Origin of the sequence: Candidatus Nanosynbacter sp. TM7-053, from assembly GCF_022828375.1 — a bacterium.
Taxonomy (GTDB): domain Bacteria; phylum Patescibacteriota; class Saccharimonadia; order Saccharimonadales; family Saccharimonadaceae; genus Nanosynbacter.
This window is the reverse complement of sequence record NZ_JAJQJX010000001.1, coordinates 152,507-170,073: the sequence shown is the minus strand read 5'-3', so window position 1 is coordinate 170,073 and position 17,567 is coordinate 152,507. Positions and strand designations below refer to the sequence as shown.

The window sequence follows — 17,567 nt, the reverse complement described above, 5'->3', positions numbered from 1 at the left end:
ATCAATATGAAACATCTTTTACATTCACATCATCCGTTTCGGATTTTCTGGTTTTCAGTTTTGTTAACCTTAGGGTTAGGCGGCTTGATTTTTAGCCATATGGGCGTTAGCAGTCTTTGGCTATTTACTATTTTGGTGGTTTTGGAAGTTACGTTTAGCTTCGACAACGCGGTGATAAATAGCAAGGTTTTGGCGGGAATGAGTCAAATCTGGCAGAAAGTCTTCCTGACGGCTGGTATATTTGTGGCGGTGTTTGTCGTTCGATTTATATTGCCAATTGCTATTGTGATGATTGCGAGCGGTCACGGATTTATGGATGTTGTCAATCTGGCGCTTCATAAGCCTGTTGAGTACGGCAAGATCCTGCACGAGGCGTCGCCGATGATTGACGCGTTTGGTGGTGCGTTTTTGATTATGATTGGGCTTAGCTATTTCATCGATTACAACAAGCGTGTTCACTGGATGCGGCACGTTGAGCCGATCTTGGCAAAGGCTGGGCGATTTGAGAATTTTAAGGTGTGTATAATGCTTAGCGTGGCGGCTGTTTTGTATTTTACGGTTGAGGCGCCACATAAATCTTTAGTGCTGATTTCAGCGGTTCTTGGAATTGTGTTGCATATTGGATTGGAGCTATTTGGGTCATTTTTCCATGAAGATGACGCGAAATCCGTTAAGATTAAAACTGGCTGGGCGGCGTTTGCTAGCTTGTTATATTTGGAAGTTCTGGACGCCAGTTTTAGTTTTGACGGTGTGATTGGTGCGTTCGCCATCACCAACAGCGTGCTACTAATCGTGGCTGGGCTGGGCGCTGGAGCGATTTGGGTCCGATCGCTAACCGTATATTTGTTGCGAACAGGCGCGCTTAGCAAATATAAATATCTGGAAAATGGCGCTCACTGGGCAATTATGGCGCTCGGCGTGATGATGATTGCTAAATTATTCCACTTGGAACTACCGGAATGGGCGACGGGTGGCTTGGGCTTGTTGTTCGTGAGTTTGGCGGTCGGTAGCAGCATATTGGAAGCCCGATCGATCAATCTACAAGAAGCTGCGACTACAAAATTACATCAAGCCGAAGAGCAATTGAAGAACAGCGCTTCAAAAATTGTGCCGCGAAAACGGCGCTAGAATCTGGTTTAATATTTTATACTGAACGGTTCGATAGTTCCGTTAATAAATTTCTCGATCAAATTAATTGATTCGGGCAATATCCAGCTTTGGAGAATTTTCTGCTCGTCTGAGTTGAACTTGCCTAGGACAAAATCTACGTCACCGACTTGACGTCTGAGCAAATTGTCTGTGCCAATACGAATATGCCAAAAATCTGATCCGACGTGGGCGTGAAGAGATTTTAATCCGTTACTGCCCGCGTCTCGTCCGCCTTTGCGGGTTCGAATTTTGCCAAAGTCCAGCGCCGTGTCGTCGTGAATAATTAGTAAATCGTCCAATGTCAATTTGTAAAAATCTAAGATTGCTCGGGCGGAAATTCCGACCTCATTGTAAAAAGTAGTTGGCTTAACCAGCAGGATTTTTTCTCCAGAAATATTCAGCTCGGCAATATCTGCGGAAAACTTCGGTTTGTTTGAAAAGGTTTTCCCCTGCTCTGAGGCAAATTTATCAATGGCCAAAAACCCAGCATTATGTCGCGTGTTTGTGTATTTTTCGCCTGGATTTCCCAACGCTAAGATGACTTTCATAGACTTAGTATATCACCTTGTGAAAATGACGTATAATAAGCATATGGCAAAGCGTGACGATGATTTGGAATTTAGCATTAATGCGCCGTTTGATGATGGGCGAGCGGTTATCGATAAAGTTCCGTTGTATTTGGTGAACGGCTCATTGGGCGCCGGGAAAACTAGTGTTCTTGAGTTCTTATTACAACAAAGTGACTATAAGGGTTCTCGGGTGATTGAGAATGAATATGCTAATGAAAACGTTGACGGTTATCGATTGGAAAAGTTGGCGGATATCGTGACGACTTTGGCTGGCGATTGTGTCTGTTGTTCGTCGAAGCACGCATTGACGCGAATGTTACTTGACTTTTGTCGCAATTCCCCTGCTCCGGTGTTTATCGAGGCTACTGGTGTGGCGCGAACGATGAATTTGGTCGAGAAATTGATTAATGCACAAATATTCAATAAGTACGAGTTGGCGCAGAGTTTTTATGTTATTGATGCGCATGAGATTTTACATGGAATTGAGCCGGCGCATGAAATTGAGTTGCAAGCGGCGGACATGATTTTAGTGACCAAAGAAGATTCGCTAAGTGACGACGAGCGACTACGATATGAGTCCAAGCTGAGCTCCCTGCCTTACGGAAAAATACTGAGCGCACCACACGGTCGGTTTGACCTAAGTAAATTAACCACGCCGTCGGGACTACTAACGTTTTTTGATACGTACGATGGCGAGTTGGTCGTACCGGATAATCCGACATATGCCGTGCTGGATGTTTCTGGTATGAAAATTGCTGCGGCGACTCTGGAAAAAATTTGGCCGGAACTTTTTGATGCTTATAAACTCAGGCGAATGAAGGGTTGTTTTATTGATGATAATGGCGCGCGGCATCATTTGGAGGCAACGGAAAATCAGATTCAAATAGCTAATTCTGCGGCGGAAGAGCCAGCAAAAATTGTGCTAATTGGTGAACGTGCGGACGAAATTACGCGTGAAGTTTTGTCGGCACAATTGATGATGTTTGAATAAAAGTTCGCTTTCGTCGTTTCCGACTCATCAGCACAGATACGCATCTATGGAGCGAACTGACAAGCAGAAGAATTGTTGGCGGGAGATTATGAACCGCCAAGTAAATTATTCTAACTTGTCAGTTCAATGGAGCGCTACTCGCCCTTAGTTAGGGTACGGATCAGATCCTGGCTTGGGACGAATCCCGACTTAGGCTGTCCATCGTTATACCATTCGGCAAACTCGCATTGACGCGCCCAAAAGTAGGCTAGCCAGCGCGATGCGTAGTAGAGCCCGTGCCCGGAGATGCCAATGGTGTCTGCGGTCGAGACAGCCCAAGGGATGATTTCCTTGATGGGCTTCTTATCCACTTCCGTGGCGGCTTGTGTGAGCCGCGCCACCCTAACGGAGAACCTGATCACCTCCCCGAGGAGGGAGTCTTCGTCCTTGTGTTCCATTTGTTCCTGCCACTTCGCGACAGGAACGTTGGGTGCTACCTCGAAATCGGGGAGCCTATCAAAGTTGATAGTAAGGCTGCTGTTGCGCATATGCCGACCTTTCTAACAATCTCTCTCGTATCCGGTTGATACAAGATGAGATGTCGTAGTGCTTTCTTGAGCGCTACGAAAACTCACCTCGTATCTAAAGTATATTCTTCCACTTGTCAAAGTGCGCTTTCGGGCAAGGAGCAAATCTCAACTTGTCAACAAAAGCTGTATTCATTTATATCACTAATAGGATAAAATGTCAATAGGTTTTGTCAAAAATGTGGTATTATATGCCTTTTTCAGCGTTTTTGGCCTGCTTGTAAGCTTTGGTGACTGGCGCCAGACCGCACGCAACGCGTTCACGATTGGCTTTTAATTGCTTTTCGTCACGGAAAGACATTTTAATCGGCGTTCCCGCAAAATTGAAAGCCTCGCGTAAAGTTCGCTCCAAATAGCGTTTATAGCTCCAGTGGACGAATTTCAGATTGCTACCATATATAACAAACCATGGCGGAGCAACGTCCGTCTGGACAATGTAGCGCAGCTTCGGGTGTGAATTTTTCAGGCCAGCTGGCGGATGTGCGGCGATGGCTTTCTGTAAAATGTCGTTTAAGGCGCGAGTTTTGCATTCTTGGCGACGACGCTTATAGATATCAAGCGCTAGGTCGAATAACTTAGCGACATTCTGCCCAGTGACAGAAGAGGTGAATATTAACGGCGCGTATGGCGTAAACTTGAAGTTATAGCTGATTTGTGGTGCGATTTCATCGTGTGTGTAAGCGTCTTTACCTTTGACGGAGTCCCATTTGCTGACAACCAGAACAAGCCCCTTGCCCGCCTCGTCAATAATTCCAGCTAGGCGCTGATCCAATTGAACGTTAAGCTCATTGACGTCCATAAGAAGCAGACAAACGTCGGCTTCGTTGATGGCTTGCATGGTGCGAAGAACTGAGAACTTCTCAATTCCAGTTTCTTGCTTTCCTTGGCGGCGAACTCCAGCGGTGTCGAGCAGTTCAATCGTCTGACCGTGATAACGAACTTGAACGCGGTTTACATCGCGAGTGGTGCCGGCGACGTTGGCGACGATGGCTTGCTGCTTGCCCGCTAAGGTATTGAATAGATTACTCTTTCCGACATTCGGGCGGCCGATTAGCGCAACGCGAATAACGTCGTCAGGCGCAGTTTCGGTGGCTGGCGGAATAAGTTCGGCAATGCTATCAAGAAGCTCCGAAATACCAATGCTGTGCTCGGCGGAAGTTTTTATGATGTTTTTAATGCCGAGTCGTTTGAATTCGTCGATAGAAAGAGAGCCTTTTAAGTCTGCTTTATTGGCGATTAAAATGACTGGCTTGCCACTTTTTAGGGCTTTTTTGGCTAATTGGCGATCGGCGTCAGAGGGATAAACAGTGGAATCGACAGTTACGAGGATTACATCAGCGGCGGCAGATGCGTCAGCGATTTGGTCCTGAATGGTCGCTTCAAATTCGTCCTCGGCAGTTTTCAGTCCGGCTGTGTCGATGAGCCAAAATTGCGAATAGTCATCTGACGGTGCAGAATCTACGTTGCGTCGTTTGTATGAGACTTTACCAACAACATTGTCGCGAGTTGTTCCAGCTTCCCTGGCGACTATGGCTGTGCGAGAGCGCGTCAAGCGATTAAATAGTGAGCTTTTGCCGACGTTGGCTTGCCCGATGATGGCGACTGTTGGTAATTTAGACATGATTATATATTATAGCAGTTTTAAGACATTTTGGCGAGCACGCTATTTATATAAGCCTCGCATGGGCGGACTATTTTCAGGAAATCCTCAAAACATCTCAGGCCGCTTTTTGCTATGAATTCCTCGGTCTCTATGTCTAGTCTATATCCCTCGTTCTCGTCATCATTTCTGGTGTAACTGTGGATGTAGGCCTTTGGAGATTCTTCGTTAATTGGATTTGGGTAAAGTGTTATGTAGTAATTTTCTTTGGGGTTATTTATGCAGTAGTAAATGTTATTGTCGTCATCTTTGAACGCTACGGATATAGGATATTCAAGTTTCGTAGTATGTTTCTCAACCTCTTTAATAAGTTCGATGTAAGCGTAGATTTGGTTTTCTAGGAATTTTGGTAAAATATTGGGCCCATCATTCTCATAGAACATTTTTTCTATGGTATCCGATCTTTCTTTCTTAAGGTTACGTATGACAGCTCTTAGTTTTTCTGAAGGCAAAGGCTCAGATTCGCGCCCTAGCGTTTCCATTATATAGTTACACTTTCTATCAAATTTAGCACAAAAGCTATATTACAATATTTACTGTAAAATGTAAAGAGCCGCGGAGTAAATTATGAATTCGTGAATTTCTCTTCTCTCCATTCGCCTCTCTTGAGGTCGCCGAGCGAATAATTGCCGAAGTTTGTTCTGTGGAGTTTTTTGACAGTGTAGCCTAACGCATCGAAAGTTCGCCGAATTTGACGATTTCTTCCCTCGCTCATTTCCACTATCCAGCGATAATCATCGCCTTCGTGTTGTCTTTCTAGTGTCAATTGACTACGCCCGTCAGGAAGCTGCACGCCAAAATCATTGATCATCTGGCGGTGAAGCGGCTGTAGTGGTTTGTCAATTGTAACGATATACCGCTTAATCTTATAAAACGACGGATGCGTCATGCTGTGAGCAAAATCGCCGTCGTTCGTCATGAGAATCAGTCCAGAGCTGTCTTTATCCAGGCGACCAACGGGTTTTAAGTGGTGAAGATTCTTCGGTAGCAATTTGTAGATTGTCGAAACTCCACCTTGAGAAGCGCGCGAACAAAGATATCCAGTTGGCTTATGCAGGATGATGAGCTGTTTGGGTTGTAATTCTAGCAATTTGCCGTCATAGGAAATTTTATTTGCGTCAGAAATTTGTTGACCCAATCTAGCGGGCTGACCGTCAACAATAATCTTCCCTTTTTCTATCAATTCGTCGGCTTTTCGGCGAGAAATACCCAAGCACAGCGCTACAAATTTATTGAGGCGCCAAGATTCTTGCTTTGTGTCTGGGTTTGTCATTGTTGTGGATTTATTGGCGGAAATTGTGTCGGCTGAGGCGTTTCTGATGGTTGATGTGGAATGCTTTGCTCCTGAGGCTGCGCTTGGGCGAGAGGTATTGAATTAACCTGTTCAATAGGATTTGGTGCTGGCTGAGGTGTCGGAATTGATTGTGGCGCTGGAGTCTGCACTGGTCGAGGCTCTGGAGTTGGTTGAGAAATTCTCTGTGTATTGTCTAATTCTTCTGCCATAAGTTTAGAGATGTCTACCGAATTCTGAGAATCGTCAGCTGGTAAAGGTTGAATAATGCGGTCACCAAGCCCTGAGGGTCGCGGCGCAGGTGATGAAAATGGCGCCATGGGTTGTGGCAGTGTTGCTGGCTGAGGCGTTGGAGTCTGCGCTGGTTGAGGTAGTGGCTGTGGCGCCGGAGCGAAAGCCTGTTGTGGATGTTGTTGCATAAGCGGATTTACTACAGAAGCTGTTGGCGTTGCAGTGGGGGCAGCTGGTTGTGGCGACAATGAAGATACGTCAGGTCTAGTAACTGGCTGCGACGCCGCTGGAGCTGGCTGAGATGCTGGAGTAACCGGCTCATATGTATGATCTGGCTGTGAAACTGGCACTGGATTTGTGCCGACTCCTGGAAGATCTCCCAAGGTTTCGTGAACTGCCCTCACGACGTCCTCTATTCCCACCTGAGATTTCACCAAGTATTTATCAGCACCAAGTTGCTCGCCGCGTTTTCGTTGATCTTCTGATGACAGTGCGGTCATGATAATCACCTTAACGTCTTTTGTTTCTGTCGTCGAGCGTAAAATGTCCAACATATCAAATCCGGAAATTTTCGGCATCATCACGTCGCTTAAAATTAATCGCGGACGTTCTTTAATTGCCATGGCTAGAGCTTCTTCTCCGTCGCCCGCCGAAACGATATCGTAGCCCTCCGCCAAAAGTCGTACACCGTAAATTTCGCGTAAACTTTTGTCGTCCTCAACCAATAAAATTTTTGTCATATGTTTATACTATACTGAAGTTTTGACAAAAAATCCATAGTTCTTATGGCTATTATTCGCGTCCAGGTATGGACAATTGCTGACGCTTTTTGCGCAATTCTTCCTCAATTTCAGCCAGCGTTGGCTCGGAAGAATTTCTGGCTGGTTGTGGAATTTCTGGCTGGGTCGTCGGGGCTGCGGGCGCTGCTGGAGCTGGATTTTCTGGAGTTGCGATTGTGGCTGGATTTGAATCGACAATTTCGCTATTATTTTCAATTGCCATATCTTCCGTCTTCTCTTCTGCGGCAATCTCAATTTCTTCTGGAACGGTAGAATCTGACATTGAATCTTTAGAACTTTCAGCTTCCGTAGATTCTAATCGCTGCTTAGCTTCCGAGCTATTCATGCGAGGAATTTCCAGATAGAAAGTACTCCCTTCCTTATATTTGCTTTCAACGCGCAAGTTTCCAGACATCGCCTCGGCTAAGCGGCGGCTCAAATATAACCCCAAGCCAGTTCCGCCAATTTCTCGCGTGTCAGAATTGTCCACCCGATAAAATTTCTGGAATAAATGTGGAATATCCTCGGCAGGAATACCAATGCCGCTATCTTTCACACTCACAGAAATCTGCTTATCGTCGCCGGTAATATTGACGACAACTTCGCCCGACGGCGTGTACTTGATGGCATTTTCAATCAAATTGCTAACGACTTCCCTAAAATGGTCAGGATCAATATTGGCATAAAAAATCGGTTGCAGCGACTTCTCTTTACCCTCATCAATTATGTCTGGCATAAAGATGTAGTTGAGCTGCTTTTCATTAGCTTTTGTTGCTAGACCATCAAAAATATCCTTCAAAAATTCGTTTACGTTGATGACTTTCGGGTTATTTTTCATTCGACCATCTTCTACCTTGCTGATATCAAGAAGATCTTGGAATAGCCGCCCCAGATGTTGCGCCGATTCGTGGGCTTTGGTGATGAAGTCGCGGGCTTTCTCGTCAATGTGAGCGGTGGCTGGATTTAACGCCAAACCCAAATAGCCCTCAATTGACGCAACTGGCGTGCGCATCTCGTGGCTGGCGGTGGAGATGAACTCGGCTTGCTCGCGTTCCTCGGCTTTTTCTTTGGTGATGTCGCGGAAAACCACGATGATTCCTTCGCCGTCCGTGCCGACTGGAGAGCTGACGATTGACACTAAAATGCGTTTTTCGGAGCTGGTTAATAGGAATAATTTATCGTTATGAGTTGGCTGGTTTTTTGATAAAGATTGGGCTATTGGATTTTCGAGGTCTTCTACGTCTTTTCCGTCTGAAGTGACGAGTTTTAAGACGCTTTTCCAATTAAGTCCGAGCGCGTCGCCTTGGTTCCAGCCGATGATTTGCTGAGCGGATGGGTTTATCAGTTCGATGTTGCCATCTTTGGAAATAGCCAGAACGCCGTCGTCGATGGCATTAATCACTACATCAGACTTACTTTCAACGGCAGAAAGTTTATTCTCCAAGCTGGACGTATTGTCGTCAGTTTTTTGGCGGCGAATCCATAGAACAAGGCTAAAAATCAAAGGCAAAAATCCGAAGAATAGGTAGCCGATGATGAATTGTATGTTTACTCCCTGTTGAACGCTGGTGGCTATAATTTGCAAAATAACCAAAAGTCCCATTATTCCTAAGATTATTGCGCCGAAAAATCCTGCAAAAATTGCCACGATAATCCACATAACTAGGAACGGCGAAACGACTCCGCCGCTGGTAATTATGGTGGTTGCGGTGACGGCTACGGTTAACAAATATACGAAAATTCCGATTCCAGTTTCATGTTTTCTGGGAAGCCAAAAACATAAAATCAGCACAATTAAACTACCGATTCCTGCCACGCCAGCCGCCAAATCTGAGACCGATAATCCGATTGGCAATTGATAGCCGGTCGGTATAAATCGCGCCCATGCGTATAAAAGAATGATTGTGAAACAGCTCAGTAATGCAACTTCACACAATCTCCTTAGCCAAAATCTGGAAATTGCGTGAGGCTTAAAGTAAATCCCGCCCTTTTTCATGCTTTTATTATGGCGAATTTTCAGGAAAATCTCAAGAGTTAGGTGGTATACTAATTGCATGAATAATGATCAGCATAATGACCAAAGTAACAATCCCGACGTAAGCAATGCGCCAGTCTATGACAGCACAGAGAAAAAGAGAGTCTTTAAGCGTGTTATGCTCTTTTCTTTAATGTTTACCATTATTACGCTAGTAGGAAATTACGTTTCAATGCGAGGATCGACAGGACCATATAACAGATACGTTTCTTTTTTGATATCAGCCATTTCAAACGCATCGACGATGCTCTCCCCGTTGCTAATTATTTTTATGATTAGGTGGTACAAGAGGGGTTATTATCAGAATATTAACAAGATGGTAAATGATAGTCCAAAAGCGGCAATCCACTCTTCTGTACTGTCGGCAATAATTTTTGCGGCGCTTTGGGTATATGGTAAACTTGTGTCGATAGATATTCTAATACTTTTTCCTGTAATCATCTTCCCTGTTATGTTAGTGACTATCTATTCATTGCCGATAATTGATGTGATATTATATGGATATAATAGGCATAAATAAAAAAATAATGAACTTTAATAATACTGAGCAGAAAGATAATTTGGTAAATAGTTCGTTTCCACGTGAGACTTAAAGTAAATCCCGCCCTTTTTCATGCTTTTATTATGGCGAATTTTCAGGAAAATCTCAAGTGATAAATGTGGTATAGTAATTGCATGAATAATGATTTGGATCGGAATCAAAATAATAATCTCACAAATAATGAATCGTCCACCCTGCCTAATGCTGAAAACGTAAAAGATCAACAAACTTCTATGAAACCCTCAGCAGCTATGGGTCCTTCGTTTGATAAAAGTATGGATAAGAATAAAGCATTTAAGTATGCAGTATTTTATGTGATTACTTCTGTGATTGCGATATTTGCGGGGGTTTATATTTTTGCACAGGGGCTAAGTAATCGTGGTAATAACTTTGGGAATTATAGCGTTTTCTTAGCTACTGGATTTTTGTCCATTGGTGTTATATATAGCTCTCTATTTTTGGCTGGATCTGTACTCATACAATATAAAAAAGGGCGCTACCATTTCATCGACCGGGCGGTGAATAATAGTCCCAAGGCTGCTTTTTATGCTGCAATAGCTGTAGTGATATTCTTAACGTTGCTCTGGGGGTATGATAGACCTATGACAATATTCACGCTCCTTCTCTCTCCTGTCGCTGCTTTTGCTTCCGCTCTGGAGATTATTAATGAAGCGTCAGTGCGACGATATGCCATTAATATGTCGATTACTGATGGAAAAATAGAGAAAAAGCACGCCTTTTTATACACCATAATTTACATAATTCTCTGTCTTCTTGTGCCGGTGTTTTTTGCTATTGTTGTATTTGATAGTCGTTATGTACTGTATGCTGGATTAGCGTCGCTTGTTGGGGTTATATTTCCTATCGCAGCTATGATTATAGGGATACTTATCTGCATTTCGATTTATTGGTATAAATCTGGGCGCTATTGGATTGCGAATTATCTAGTGAAAAACGGCAAAGTAGTTAACTCATTTTTTACCGCTATAATTTTCTACACGATTATGTCTTTCTTGAGTCCGTCAGCTGATATGGAAGATAAATATTCAATAATGTGGCTTCCTGTATCTTTGATGTTCTGGAGCTTAAAACTTGTCGTCTTAGTTAGCCCGCTGGTGGCGCTAGCGTATGTCTCTTGGATTACAGTGTCGTGTTACGCAGGAAGTCGCCGCACAAAGCTGCCTATCGAAGAGAGTATGGAAAAACGTCAGCCAGATTATACGGAGCATTACACTAATCAACCACTTTCATATAAGTGGATTAAGCCTATGATCATTGCCATTATTGCGACTATCGTCTTGCTTGCAATACTGATTCCTTTATTAATTGCGATAGGATAATAATTTGAAAATATAATAGTCAGGAGAATAATTCTATGAATAATGATCAATATAATAATCAAAGTAACCCTACGGATAACGCGCCAATCGCTTCACCTGAAGTTAAAGATGTGAAGCAACAATGGGCTTTTACGGAGGCTCCGATGATGAAACCTCTAGTGGCTGAAAATATCGAGAAAAAGAAGGCCTTTAGATGGACTGTAATTTTTGTGATAATTTGTCTCGTCTCGGTAAATTTTTTTGGCACTACATCTGATGTATTCAGACCATTCATTGGCTCTTTGGGGGATATTTTAGTAATATATGCGTTCATACTTGCTTGTGTGTCAGTCTATTGGTATAAAACTGGGCGATATTGGATAACTGATAAAATATCAAAAATAATGATTGTTATCTGTTGTATTATTGGCTTAAATATACTGTTGATGTTTCTTACGTGGCTTTTCTTTTTCGTGCTTATAGCGCGTCAGGATGTCCCTGTTGTGAGATTTTTGTCGACTATAGGAATGGTTAATCTGTTTATCGTACCTGCTGCTATTTCTTTGTTTGCTCTGGTATATAGCTCTTGGGCTATGCTGTCTTATCATAAAAAGTCGACGTCTAACATAGAGAAAAAGTAGACACGCCCTCCCTTTCCATGGTATAATCCATGGAGTTATGGCCCTATCGTCTAGCGGTTAGGACACCAGGTTCTCATCCTGGCAACCCGGGTTCGATTCCCGGTGGGGTCACCAAGAATGTCATTTTAGAGTCTGCAAGAGGCTCTTTTTTATTGTCTTGAATCATTTACAGTTCAGATATTCTGTGTGAATATCCTCAGCTTCATTTTTCATTGCGTCAAAATATTTTTAGTCATCGCTGCTCATCTGCTTAACGACATCTATCAAATTCCGCGGTGTAATGTCGGCTTTAATCAGATATCCATCGACGCGACTCATGACGGATTTACGCGAAGCCTCGTCCTGCTCAAAATTGGTCATAATCAAAATCTTACTATTCGGAACCAAATCGACATTGTTATTTCTCAGTGCGTCCAAAATCTGGTCGCCGCGTTGCTCTGGTAGCATCAAATCTAAGATTATCAGGTCAAAAGTTTGGTTGCGCGCCGCCACTAGCCCGTCATTTCCATCAACCACCCACGTCACGTTATACCCCGCTTTTTGCAGACTCCTGACATACATTTCGCCAATAAATCGGTCATCTTCCACGCATAAAATTGTCTTTATCATAATTCCTCCTAGCCCTTATACATAGCGTGATTTTTTATCCAGCCGCCGCCTTTTCGTATCAATTGATTATTCAGTTGCCCGTCTTCTAGCAATTTATCTTTAACTGTAGCATAAATTGGCAAAGTGAACGAGAAAACCGAGCCTTCGTTTTCGCGGGATCGAGCAATTATCGAGCCGCCGTGAGATTCGACAAAGGCTTTGCAAATGTAAAGCCCAATTCCCGTCCCGGCAACGGCTTCGCGTGATCTGTGCGATCGATAGAACTTATGGAATAGATTGTTCACGACATTCGCCGGCATGCCAATTCCATTATCAGCGACAGACACTTCCACGAAGTCGCCTTTTTTCTCTGCGGAAACGGTTACGGACCCGCCCTCAAAACTGTATTTGATGGCATTGTCAATTAGATTACCAATCACTTCCCCGATGCTTCCGTGGTCAGCGGCTACGGTTGGGAGGTCGTCTGGAATATTGACGCTGAGCATTCTGTGTTGAGTCGAGGCGCGAAGCTGCATATCATCAGCAATCGAGGCGTAAATATTAGCGACAGTGTCTTCCAGTAAATAAACCTTCAAGTGGTGCCTATCATATCTGGCAACATTAAGAATATTATCTATATAGCTAGACAAGCGATTGGACGAAACGACCAACCTATCAAGAAGCTGTCTTTCGTCGCCCTGCAAGCGTCCAGCGAACTCTTCGTTGATAATATCCAGATATCCACGAATAACCGTAATCGGTCCACGGAGTTCGTGAGCGGCAAATGAGATGAAATTGAGATCTTCTTCTTCGGGTAGATATCCTTTAGACTTGTCGGTGAGAAAAATTACGGTTTCGGCGGCGGCACCTTTCTCAAATGAAGCCACGATATCAAAAATCCGCGTTTTTTGGACGATATCAGGGTTGGTGCTAATGCGTTGCCAACGGCGTTCGGCTTTAATTTTCTCATTGGAGATTTCGTGAAGCCAATCGAAAATACTCGGTTCGTTTAGAAAATCAAGCGCCAGAAAATCCTCGCCTTTTGCGTTTCTGGAAATCGGGGCGGCGGAATTGGCGAAGATAATTTTCTGGTTGGAATTAAGAATCACGACGCCAGTACTGGCTTGATTTAGGGCTTGAGTGAGCGGGATTTTTGGCTTGTCGTTGTCGCTAGCTGGTTTTTGCTCTGGTTGATAATCGCCATAAATTGCCTGAAGCGCCGTCTTAAATCCAGTTTTTTCGTAGCGTTTGTCGTTGGGATTTGGCGGAGTGTCGGTGGTTAGTTCGCCAATTTTATGAGAGAGTGCCGCCAGAATTTTATTAAGCGGCGCAGCGATGATTTTAACGATAGAAATTGAAAATAGGATTTGCAAGATAGCGGTAATTAAAATGATAATCCAAAAATTTAGCTGGGATATGGAAATTGCCGTGAAGTGGAGTGCGATCCCCAGTCCTAATATGATGCAGGCGCTCGCTGACAATAGGACTAATATGACTTTTCGGTAATAATATTGTTTGTACTCGCGCAAGGTTTTAGATGCCGGATCTATTGCCATGAAACACTTCCCCTTCCTGGCGTGAAGGCTGCAATCCATGTTTGTCCGCGATTTAAGGCGACGTCTTTTCCAGATTCGTCTGTCAATTTAAGCGGCGAATTTATGTCCGCTTTTGACCAAGTGGCAGTGGCGACTGTGCCGTTTTGGAAAATGTAAGCTTTGCCGGATCCTGTCGTTTTGATGTCTTCGTAGCCATCGTAATTTTGAGCCCGAGCTTCAACGCCAACTTCCATAGCCACAACGGTGTTTGGAGCAATTTGCCCATCTTCCCTATCGGCATGTGGTGCGCCAGCCATGCTCCTGAGGTAAGAATTCGACGCCTTGTCGTAAGCATATGAGGTGTTGTAGAGCGAGCCGCTGAGGTTTATGCTTACAGATGTGGCGTTTGGCGATTCGACAGGCTTGCCGTCTGTTCGCGCGAAGCTGGTGAATTCGGAATTGTTATAGCCTTTTGCGCTGTTCAATTGGTCAAGCTTCTCCCCTGAGGTGTAGACGTTATGTGGCGCGTAGCGGTCGCGAGATCGCCAATATGATCCGTCGTTAAAGAACTGGTCGATGTCGCGATAATTGCCGTTTCTGACTTGAGATAAAGCGTTGGGACTTCCACCAACGTGCGCGATTGATGCTTGATATGGCGCCGCCCAGCTCAAATAGTATAATCTTAAGCTTCGCACTGGACCGATCAACGCAGGTTTCTCTCCTTGATACAGGGCCAAAAACCTAGTAATTCCGCCCTCTGCCACGGCTTCATAAACCACGCCAGCTTTCTTCAGTCCTGACTGCGGTCTGGCGGCTGGACTATTCTCAATCATCACGCCAGTTACGGGCAACTTCGCGGTGGCTTCATTCGCGATTTCCACGCCAGTTAGCGGCGAATAAAACTTCTTCGGCGCGGGTTTTTTAGTCGGCAATTTCAGCTCCACGCTAGCAGTCTGCTCGTATTTTATGGAATGAATTGCAATTATGAAAACTCCAGCAATAACCATCGCACTCACCACGAGCACAATTGCCAGAATGTGCTTTTTTACCCATTCTTTGAACGACTCCCAGCGAGCGTTCTTTTTTTGTCCTGATTTATCTATTTTTTCAACATTCATGCTTATGCTTAGTATAGCATTTTCGGCGCACGAATAAACTATTTTTGTAGATAATTATCGATTCTTTGCAGAGTTTTTTCCTTGCCAATTAGTGCCAGCGTGTCGTTAAGCTGCGGGCTAAACGGCGCCCACGTCGTCACAATTCTCACCAGACTAAACAAAATCCCCGGCCTCTGCCTCGTCGTTTCCAGTAATTGATTAAGGCAATTCTGAATTGTTTCTGGCGTCCAATCTGTAATTTTCTCGAATTCTTGGCGCGTAATCGACAATAACTCTTGTCGCTCGTCGTCGGTCAATTTGCGAAGTTGTTTATTTCCGTCAATTAATTCCGTGTCAATTTCAGGCTCGACGAAGAAATAGCTTGTTAATTTTGGCAAATCTTGCAATGTCTTCAAGCGATCTTGCGCCAATTCCAGAACGCGCTTTTTGTAAGATTCATCGGCGTTTTTGGCTTCTTCGCCCCAGAATGATTGGCAGCGAGAATAAAGATCGTCCAAGCTAAGCGATCGAATCCATTGACCGTTAAGCCAAATGAGTCGTTGTTCGTCAAATCGCGCGCCAGATTTTTGAACGCGATCAAGCGAGAACTTTTCAATCAGCTCAGCTTTACTGAAAATTTCCTGTTCCGTGCCGTCATTCCAGCCAAGTTGCGCTAAGAAATTAAGCATCGCTTCTGGCAAAATTCCCTCTGATCGATACTCGGTTACGCTTTTAGCGCCGTCACGCTTGCCAAGTTTTTTATTTCCCGATGGCGCCATAATGTGTGGCACGTGCGCCAGAATTGGTGGCGTAATTTTAAGCGCTTCGTAAAGCGATAGATATTTAGGCGTACTGGCAATATATTCCGAGCCGCGAATCACGTGCGTGACTTGCATTTCGAAATCGTCAATGATGTGCGCAAAATTGTAGGTTGGCAGACCGTCCGCTTTGATCAGAATGAAATCATCCAAAGCTTCTGGGCCAGCTGACAATTCGCCCATAACGGCGTCCGTCCAAGAATATCGCTTAATTTCCGGAACTTTGAAGCGTAGCGGCATTCCGAGTCGCCACTCTGGCGGATTTTCTGGACGATGGTCGCGATATAAAAATGCTCGCTTTTCAGCCTTGGCTTTGTCGCGGAAAACTTGCACTTCTTCAGGCGTGTACGGATCGGCGTAAGCTAGTCCTTCGCTAATCATTTTCTTCGCCCATTTTATGTAAATATCACGGCGATCTGTTTGGTGATATGGGCCAAAATTGCCAGACTCTTTTTTTGGATTGTTAAGAGTTGGTCCCTCGTCCCAATTTAATCCTAGCCAATTTAAGGTTTCCAAAATCATTTCTTCCGCGCCTTCGACGAACCGGGCTTGGTCCGTGTCTTCAATGCGTAAGATGAAATCTCCCTGGTGCGCTCTGGCAACAAGGTATGTGTATAGCGCGGTGCGAACGTTGCCTAAGTGAATATAGCCAGTCGGACTTGGCGCAAAACGAGTTCTAATAGTCATGAATAAATTATAGCACGTTATCTGATGAGTTACAGACTAGTGGCGATTTTCTCAATTTGACTGCTTGAGAGGTTTGCATCGCCGCTGATCTGATATAGGATTCCGCCGTTTACCCAAGCTGCTTCTTTCCCGCCGCTATAAATTGTCAATCCGTCGATCATTGTGGTGTTTGGATTCTTGTGCTTTTCAGAGAAGAATTCTTTCACTGCCGATGAATTCCAACCGCTTTTTTGCTGGGTTATGGTATATCCTGAGCTTCCGTCGGCGTAGGCGTATTTCATAGAGACCTCGCCCGATTTGAATTTGATAGGTCCGTTCAGTGCGTAGCCGTCTGGCTTGTAGCCTGGATATTTGGCATCAATTCCTGATTGAACGGCTGCCATTTTTATGGAAATATTTGGCATACTCAGGTATGTTAAATAGCCACCGAGTAGCATTACCGCAAAACCAACAGAAAACGTATTCAACCAACGTAATGCGCCGCCCTTTTTCTGGCGTCGACGTGCTTTTTTATTGCTGATAATCTCATTCGACAAGGCTTTTTCAATCGCTTCGTTTTTCAATTGATGAGCGGTTTTTGCGACTGGCTTTTCTATTTTTTGCGGAGCGACGGCGACAATCGGATTGCTATTTATAGCCAGAGGCTGGCGTTCTTTTCGCAATTTAGTATCAACGCTAAGAGGTCTTTGTTGAGCGCGACGAGTAACAGGGTGAGTTTCGGCTGGGCGGTTAATAGCAATTTTCTGAGGAGCTGGCTTGCTGACAATTGGCGTAGAAAACTTCTTCACGGCGACATGTTGCTTCACGTCGACGCGAGCTTTCTGGGGCTTGGCAGCCAATGGCGTGCGCTGCGGCATTTTAACGTGCCGACGATTCAACGTGCTGGATTTCTGAACGTGTGCGGCGTGAATATTTGATACAGATGTGCCGCGCTTACTGATTGATTGTTCTTTTTCTATTTCAGATTTTTCAATCTTAATATCATCCATTACCATTCCGGTAACAGTATTGTAAGCTCGTCCATTGATAACCACGTAGTTTTTACTTGCCATTAATCCCCCTAATGTTTA

The 17,567-nt window shown here is 44.4% G+C and carries 17 protein-coding genes and 1 tRNA gene; 6 read left to right on the top strand and 12 right to left on the bottom strand.

The features are described from left to right. Positions 1-6 precede the first annotated feature (6 nt). Positions 7-1,128: a DUF475 domain-containing protein gene (locus LRM50_RS01005; RefSeq protein ID WP_243809528.1), complete on the top strand. Its 1,122-nt coding sequence runs from the start codon at positions 7-9 to the stop codon at positions 1,126-1,128. A gap of 8 nt (positions 1,129-1,136) precedes the next feature. Here LRM50_RS01005 and pth read toward each other — a convergent pair whose 3' ends face one another. Further along, positions 1,137-1,697, bottom strand: a complete 561-nt coding sequence (pth, locus tag LRM50_RS01000) for an aminoacyl-tRNA hydrolase (protein WP_243809527.1) — start codon at positions 1,695-1,697, stop codon at positions 1,137-1,139. 43 nt (positions 1,698-1,740) lie between these two features. Here pth and LRM50_RS00995 point away from each other — a divergent pair, with 43 nt between their 5' ends. Further along, complete coding sequence (locus tag LRM50_RS00995; RefSeq protein ID WP_243809526.1) at positions 1,741-2,709, top strand: GTP-binding protein; 969 nt, start codon at positions 1,741-1,743, stop codon at positions 2,707-2,709. 134 nt (positions 2,710-2,843) lie between these two features. Here the strand turns inward: LRM50_RS00995 and LRM50_RS00990 are convergent, their stop codons facing one another. The 6 genes from LRM50_RS00990 to LRM50_RS00965 form a co-directional block, all read right to left on the bottom strand. After that, a complete protein-coding gene (locus LRM50_RS00990; protein ID WP_243809525.1) occupies positions 2,844-3,236 on the bottom strand; it encodes a hypothetical protein in 393 nt (130 codons plus the stop codon). A 226-nt stretch (positions 3,237-3,462) separates the two neighbouring features. Further along, complete coding sequence (der, locus tag LRM50_RS00985; protein WP_243809524.1) at positions 3,463-4,896, bottom strand: ribosome biogenesis GTPase Der; 1,434 nt, start codon at positions 4,894-4,896, stop codon at positions 3,463-3,465. Between the two features lie 20 nt (positions 4,897-4,916). Continuing rightward, on the bottom strand, positions 4,917-5,417 hold the full coding sequence (locus LRM50_RS00980; RefSeq protein WP_243809523.1) for a hypothetical protein: 501 nt from the start codon (positions 5,415-5,417) through the stop codon (positions 4,917-4,919). A gap of 83 nt (positions 5,418-5,500) precedes the next feature. Next, positions 5,501-6,208: a pseudouridine synthase gene (locus LRM50_RS00975; protein ID WP_243809522.1), complete on the bottom strand. Its 708-nt coding sequence runs from the start codon at positions 6,206-6,208 to the stop codon at positions 5,501-5,503. Beyond that, positions 6,205-7,197 carry a response regulator transcription factor gene (locus LRM50_RS04050; RefSeq protein ID WP_275973368.1) on the bottom strand — a complete coding sequence of 331 codons (993 nt, stop codon included), beginning with the start codon at positions 7,195-7,197 and terminating at the stop codon, positions 6,205-6,207. The genes LRM50_RS00975 and LRM50_RS04050 overlap by 4 nt, the downstream gene beginning before the upstream one ends. A gap of 52 nt (positions 7,198-7,249) precedes the next feature. Continuing rightward, on the bottom strand, positions 7,250-9,232 hold the full coding sequence (locus LRM50_RS00965; RefSeq protein WP_243809521.1) for an ATP-binding protein: 1,983 nt from the start codon (positions 9,230-9,232) through the stop codon (positions 7,250-7,252). A gap of 58 nt (positions 9,233-9,290) precedes the next feature. Here LRM50_RS00965 and LRM50_RS00960 point away from each other — a divergent pair, with 58 nt between their 5' ends. The 4 genes from LRM50_RS00960 to LRM50_RS00945 all read left to right on the top strand — a co-directional run bounded on the left by LRM50_RS00960 (position 9,291) and on the right by LRM50_RS00945 (position 11,886). Further along, on the top strand, positions 9,291-9,791 hold the full coding sequence (locus tag LRM50_RS00960) for a hypothetical protein (protein WP_243809520.1): 501 nt from the start codon (positions 9,291-9,293) through the stop codon (positions 9,789-9,791). A gap of 155 nt (positions 9,792-9,946) precedes the next feature. Continuing rightward, positions 9,947-11,152, top strand: a complete 1,206-nt coding sequence (locus tag LRM50_RS00955; protein WP_243809519.1) for a hypothetical protein — start codon at positions 9,947-9,949, stop codon at positions 11,150-11,152. A 35-nt stretch (positions 11,153-11,187) separates the two neighbouring features. Continuing rightward, on the top strand, positions 11,188-11,772 hold the full coding sequence (locus LRM50_RS00950) for a hypothetical protein (protein ID WP_243809518.1): 585 nt from the start codon (positions 11,188-11,190) through the stop codon (positions 11,770-11,772). A gap of 39 nt (positions 11,773-11,811) precedes the next feature. Continuing rightward, a tRNA-Glu gene (locus LRM50_RS00945) sits at positions 11,812-11,886 on the top strand. A gap of 114 nt (positions 11,887-12,000) precedes the next feature. Here LRM50_RS00945 and LRM50_RS00940 read toward each other — a convergent pair. The 5 genes from LRM50_RS00940 to LRM50_RS00920 are packed head-to-tail and all read right to left on the bottom strand — an operon-like array spanning position 12,001 to position 17,549. Next, complete coding sequence (locus LRM50_RS00940) at positions 12,001-12,381, bottom strand: response regulator transcription factor (protein WP_243809517.1); 381 nt, start codon at positions 12,379-12,381, stop codon at positions 12,001-12,003. A gap of 8 nt (positions 12,382-12,389) precedes the next feature. After that, complete coding sequence (locus LRM50_RS00935) at positions 12,390-13,916, bottom strand: sensor histidine kinase (protein ID WP_243809516.1); 1,527 nt, start codon at positions 13,914-13,916, stop codon at positions 12,390-12,392. Beyond that, entirely contained in the window at positions 13,907-15,013 is a 1,107-nt protein-coding gene (locus LRM50_RS00930; protein WP_243809515.1) for a DUF3048 domain-containing protein, read from the bottom strand. The genes LRM50_RS00935 and LRM50_RS00930 overlap by 10 nt, the downstream gene beginning before the upstream one ends. A gap of 38 nt (positions 15,014-15,051) precedes the next feature. Beyond that, a complete protein-coding gene (gene gltX, locus LRM50_RS00925) occupies positions 15,052-16,497 on the bottom strand; it encodes a glutamate--tRNA ligase (protein ID WP_243809514.1) in 1,446 nt (481 codons plus the stop codon). Positions 16,498-16,526: 29 nt separating this feature from the next. Beyond that, positions 16,527-17,549: a DUF4367 domain-containing protein gene (locus tag LRM50_RS00920; RefSeq protein WP_243809513.1), complete on the bottom strand. Its 1,023-nt coding sequence runs from the start codon at positions 17,547-17,549 to the stop codon at positions 16,527-16,529. Positions 17,550-17,567: the final 18 nt, after the last annotated feature.

Coding starts and splice junctions, on each gene's coding strand:
- LRM50_RS00950 (WP_243809518.1), top strand. CDS start 11,188: ATGAATAATGATCAATATAATAATCAAAGTAACCCTACGGATAACGCG.
- LRM50_RS00990 (WP_243809525.1), bottom strand. CDS start 3,236: ATGCGCAACAGCAGCCTTACTATCAACTTTGATAGGCTCCCCGATTTC.
- LRM50_RS00975 (WP_243809522.1), bottom strand. CDS start 6,208: ATGACAAACCCAGACACAAAGCAAGAATCTTGGCGCCTCAATAAATTT.
- LRM50_RS00995 (WP_243809526.1), top strand. CDS start 1,741: ATGGCAAAGCGTGACGATGATTTGGAATTTAGCATTAATGCGCCGTTT.
- LRM50_RS01005 (WP_243809528.1), top strand. CDS start 7: ATGAAACATCTTTTACATTCACATCATCCGTTTCGGATTTTCTGGTTT.
- LRM50_RS00955 (WP_243809519.1), top strand. CDS start 9,947: ATGAATAATGATTTGGATCGGAATCAAAATAATAATCTCACAAATAAT.
- pth (WP_243809527.1), bottom strand. CDS start 1,697: ATGAAAGTCATCTTAGCGTTGGGAAATCCAGGCGAAAAATACACAAAC.
- gltX (WP_243809514.1), bottom strand. CDS start 16,497: ATGACTATTAGAACTCGTTTTGCGCCAAGTCCGACTGGCTATATTCAC.
- der (WP_243809524.1), bottom strand. CDS start 4,896: ATGTCTAAATTACCAACAGTCGCCATCATCGGGCAAGCCAACGTCGGC.
- LRM50_RS00960 (WP_243809520.1), top strand. CDS start 9,291: ATGAATAATGATCAGCATAATGACCAAAGTAACAATCCCGACGTAAGC.
- LRM50_RS04050 (WP_275973368.1), bottom strand. CDS start 7,197: ATGACAAAAATTTTATTGGTTGAGGACGACAAAAGTTTACGCGAAATT.
- LRM50_RS00965 (WP_243809521.1), bottom strand. CDS start 9,232: ATGAAAAAGGGCGGGATTTACTTTAAGCCTCACGCAATTTCCAGATTT.
- LRM50_RS00935 (WP_243809516.1), bottom strand. CDS start 13,916: ATGGCAATAGATCCGGCATCTAAAACCTTGCGCGAGTACAAACAATAT.
- LRM50_RS00980 (WP_243809523.1), bottom strand. CDS start 5,417: ATGGAAACGCTAGGGCGCGAATCTGAGCCTTTGCCTTCAGAAAAACTA.
- LRM50_RS00940 (WP_243809517.1), bottom strand. CDS start 12,381: ATGATAAAGACAATTTTATGCGTGGAAGATGACCGATTTATTGGCGAA.
- LRM50_RS00930 (WP_243809515.1), bottom strand. CDS start 15,013: ATGAATGTTGAAAAAATAGATAAATCAGGACAAAAAAAGAACGCTCGC.
- LRM50_RS00920 (WP_243809513.1), bottom strand. CDS start 17,549: ATGGCAAGTAAAAACTACGTGGTTATCAATGGACGAGCTTACAATACT.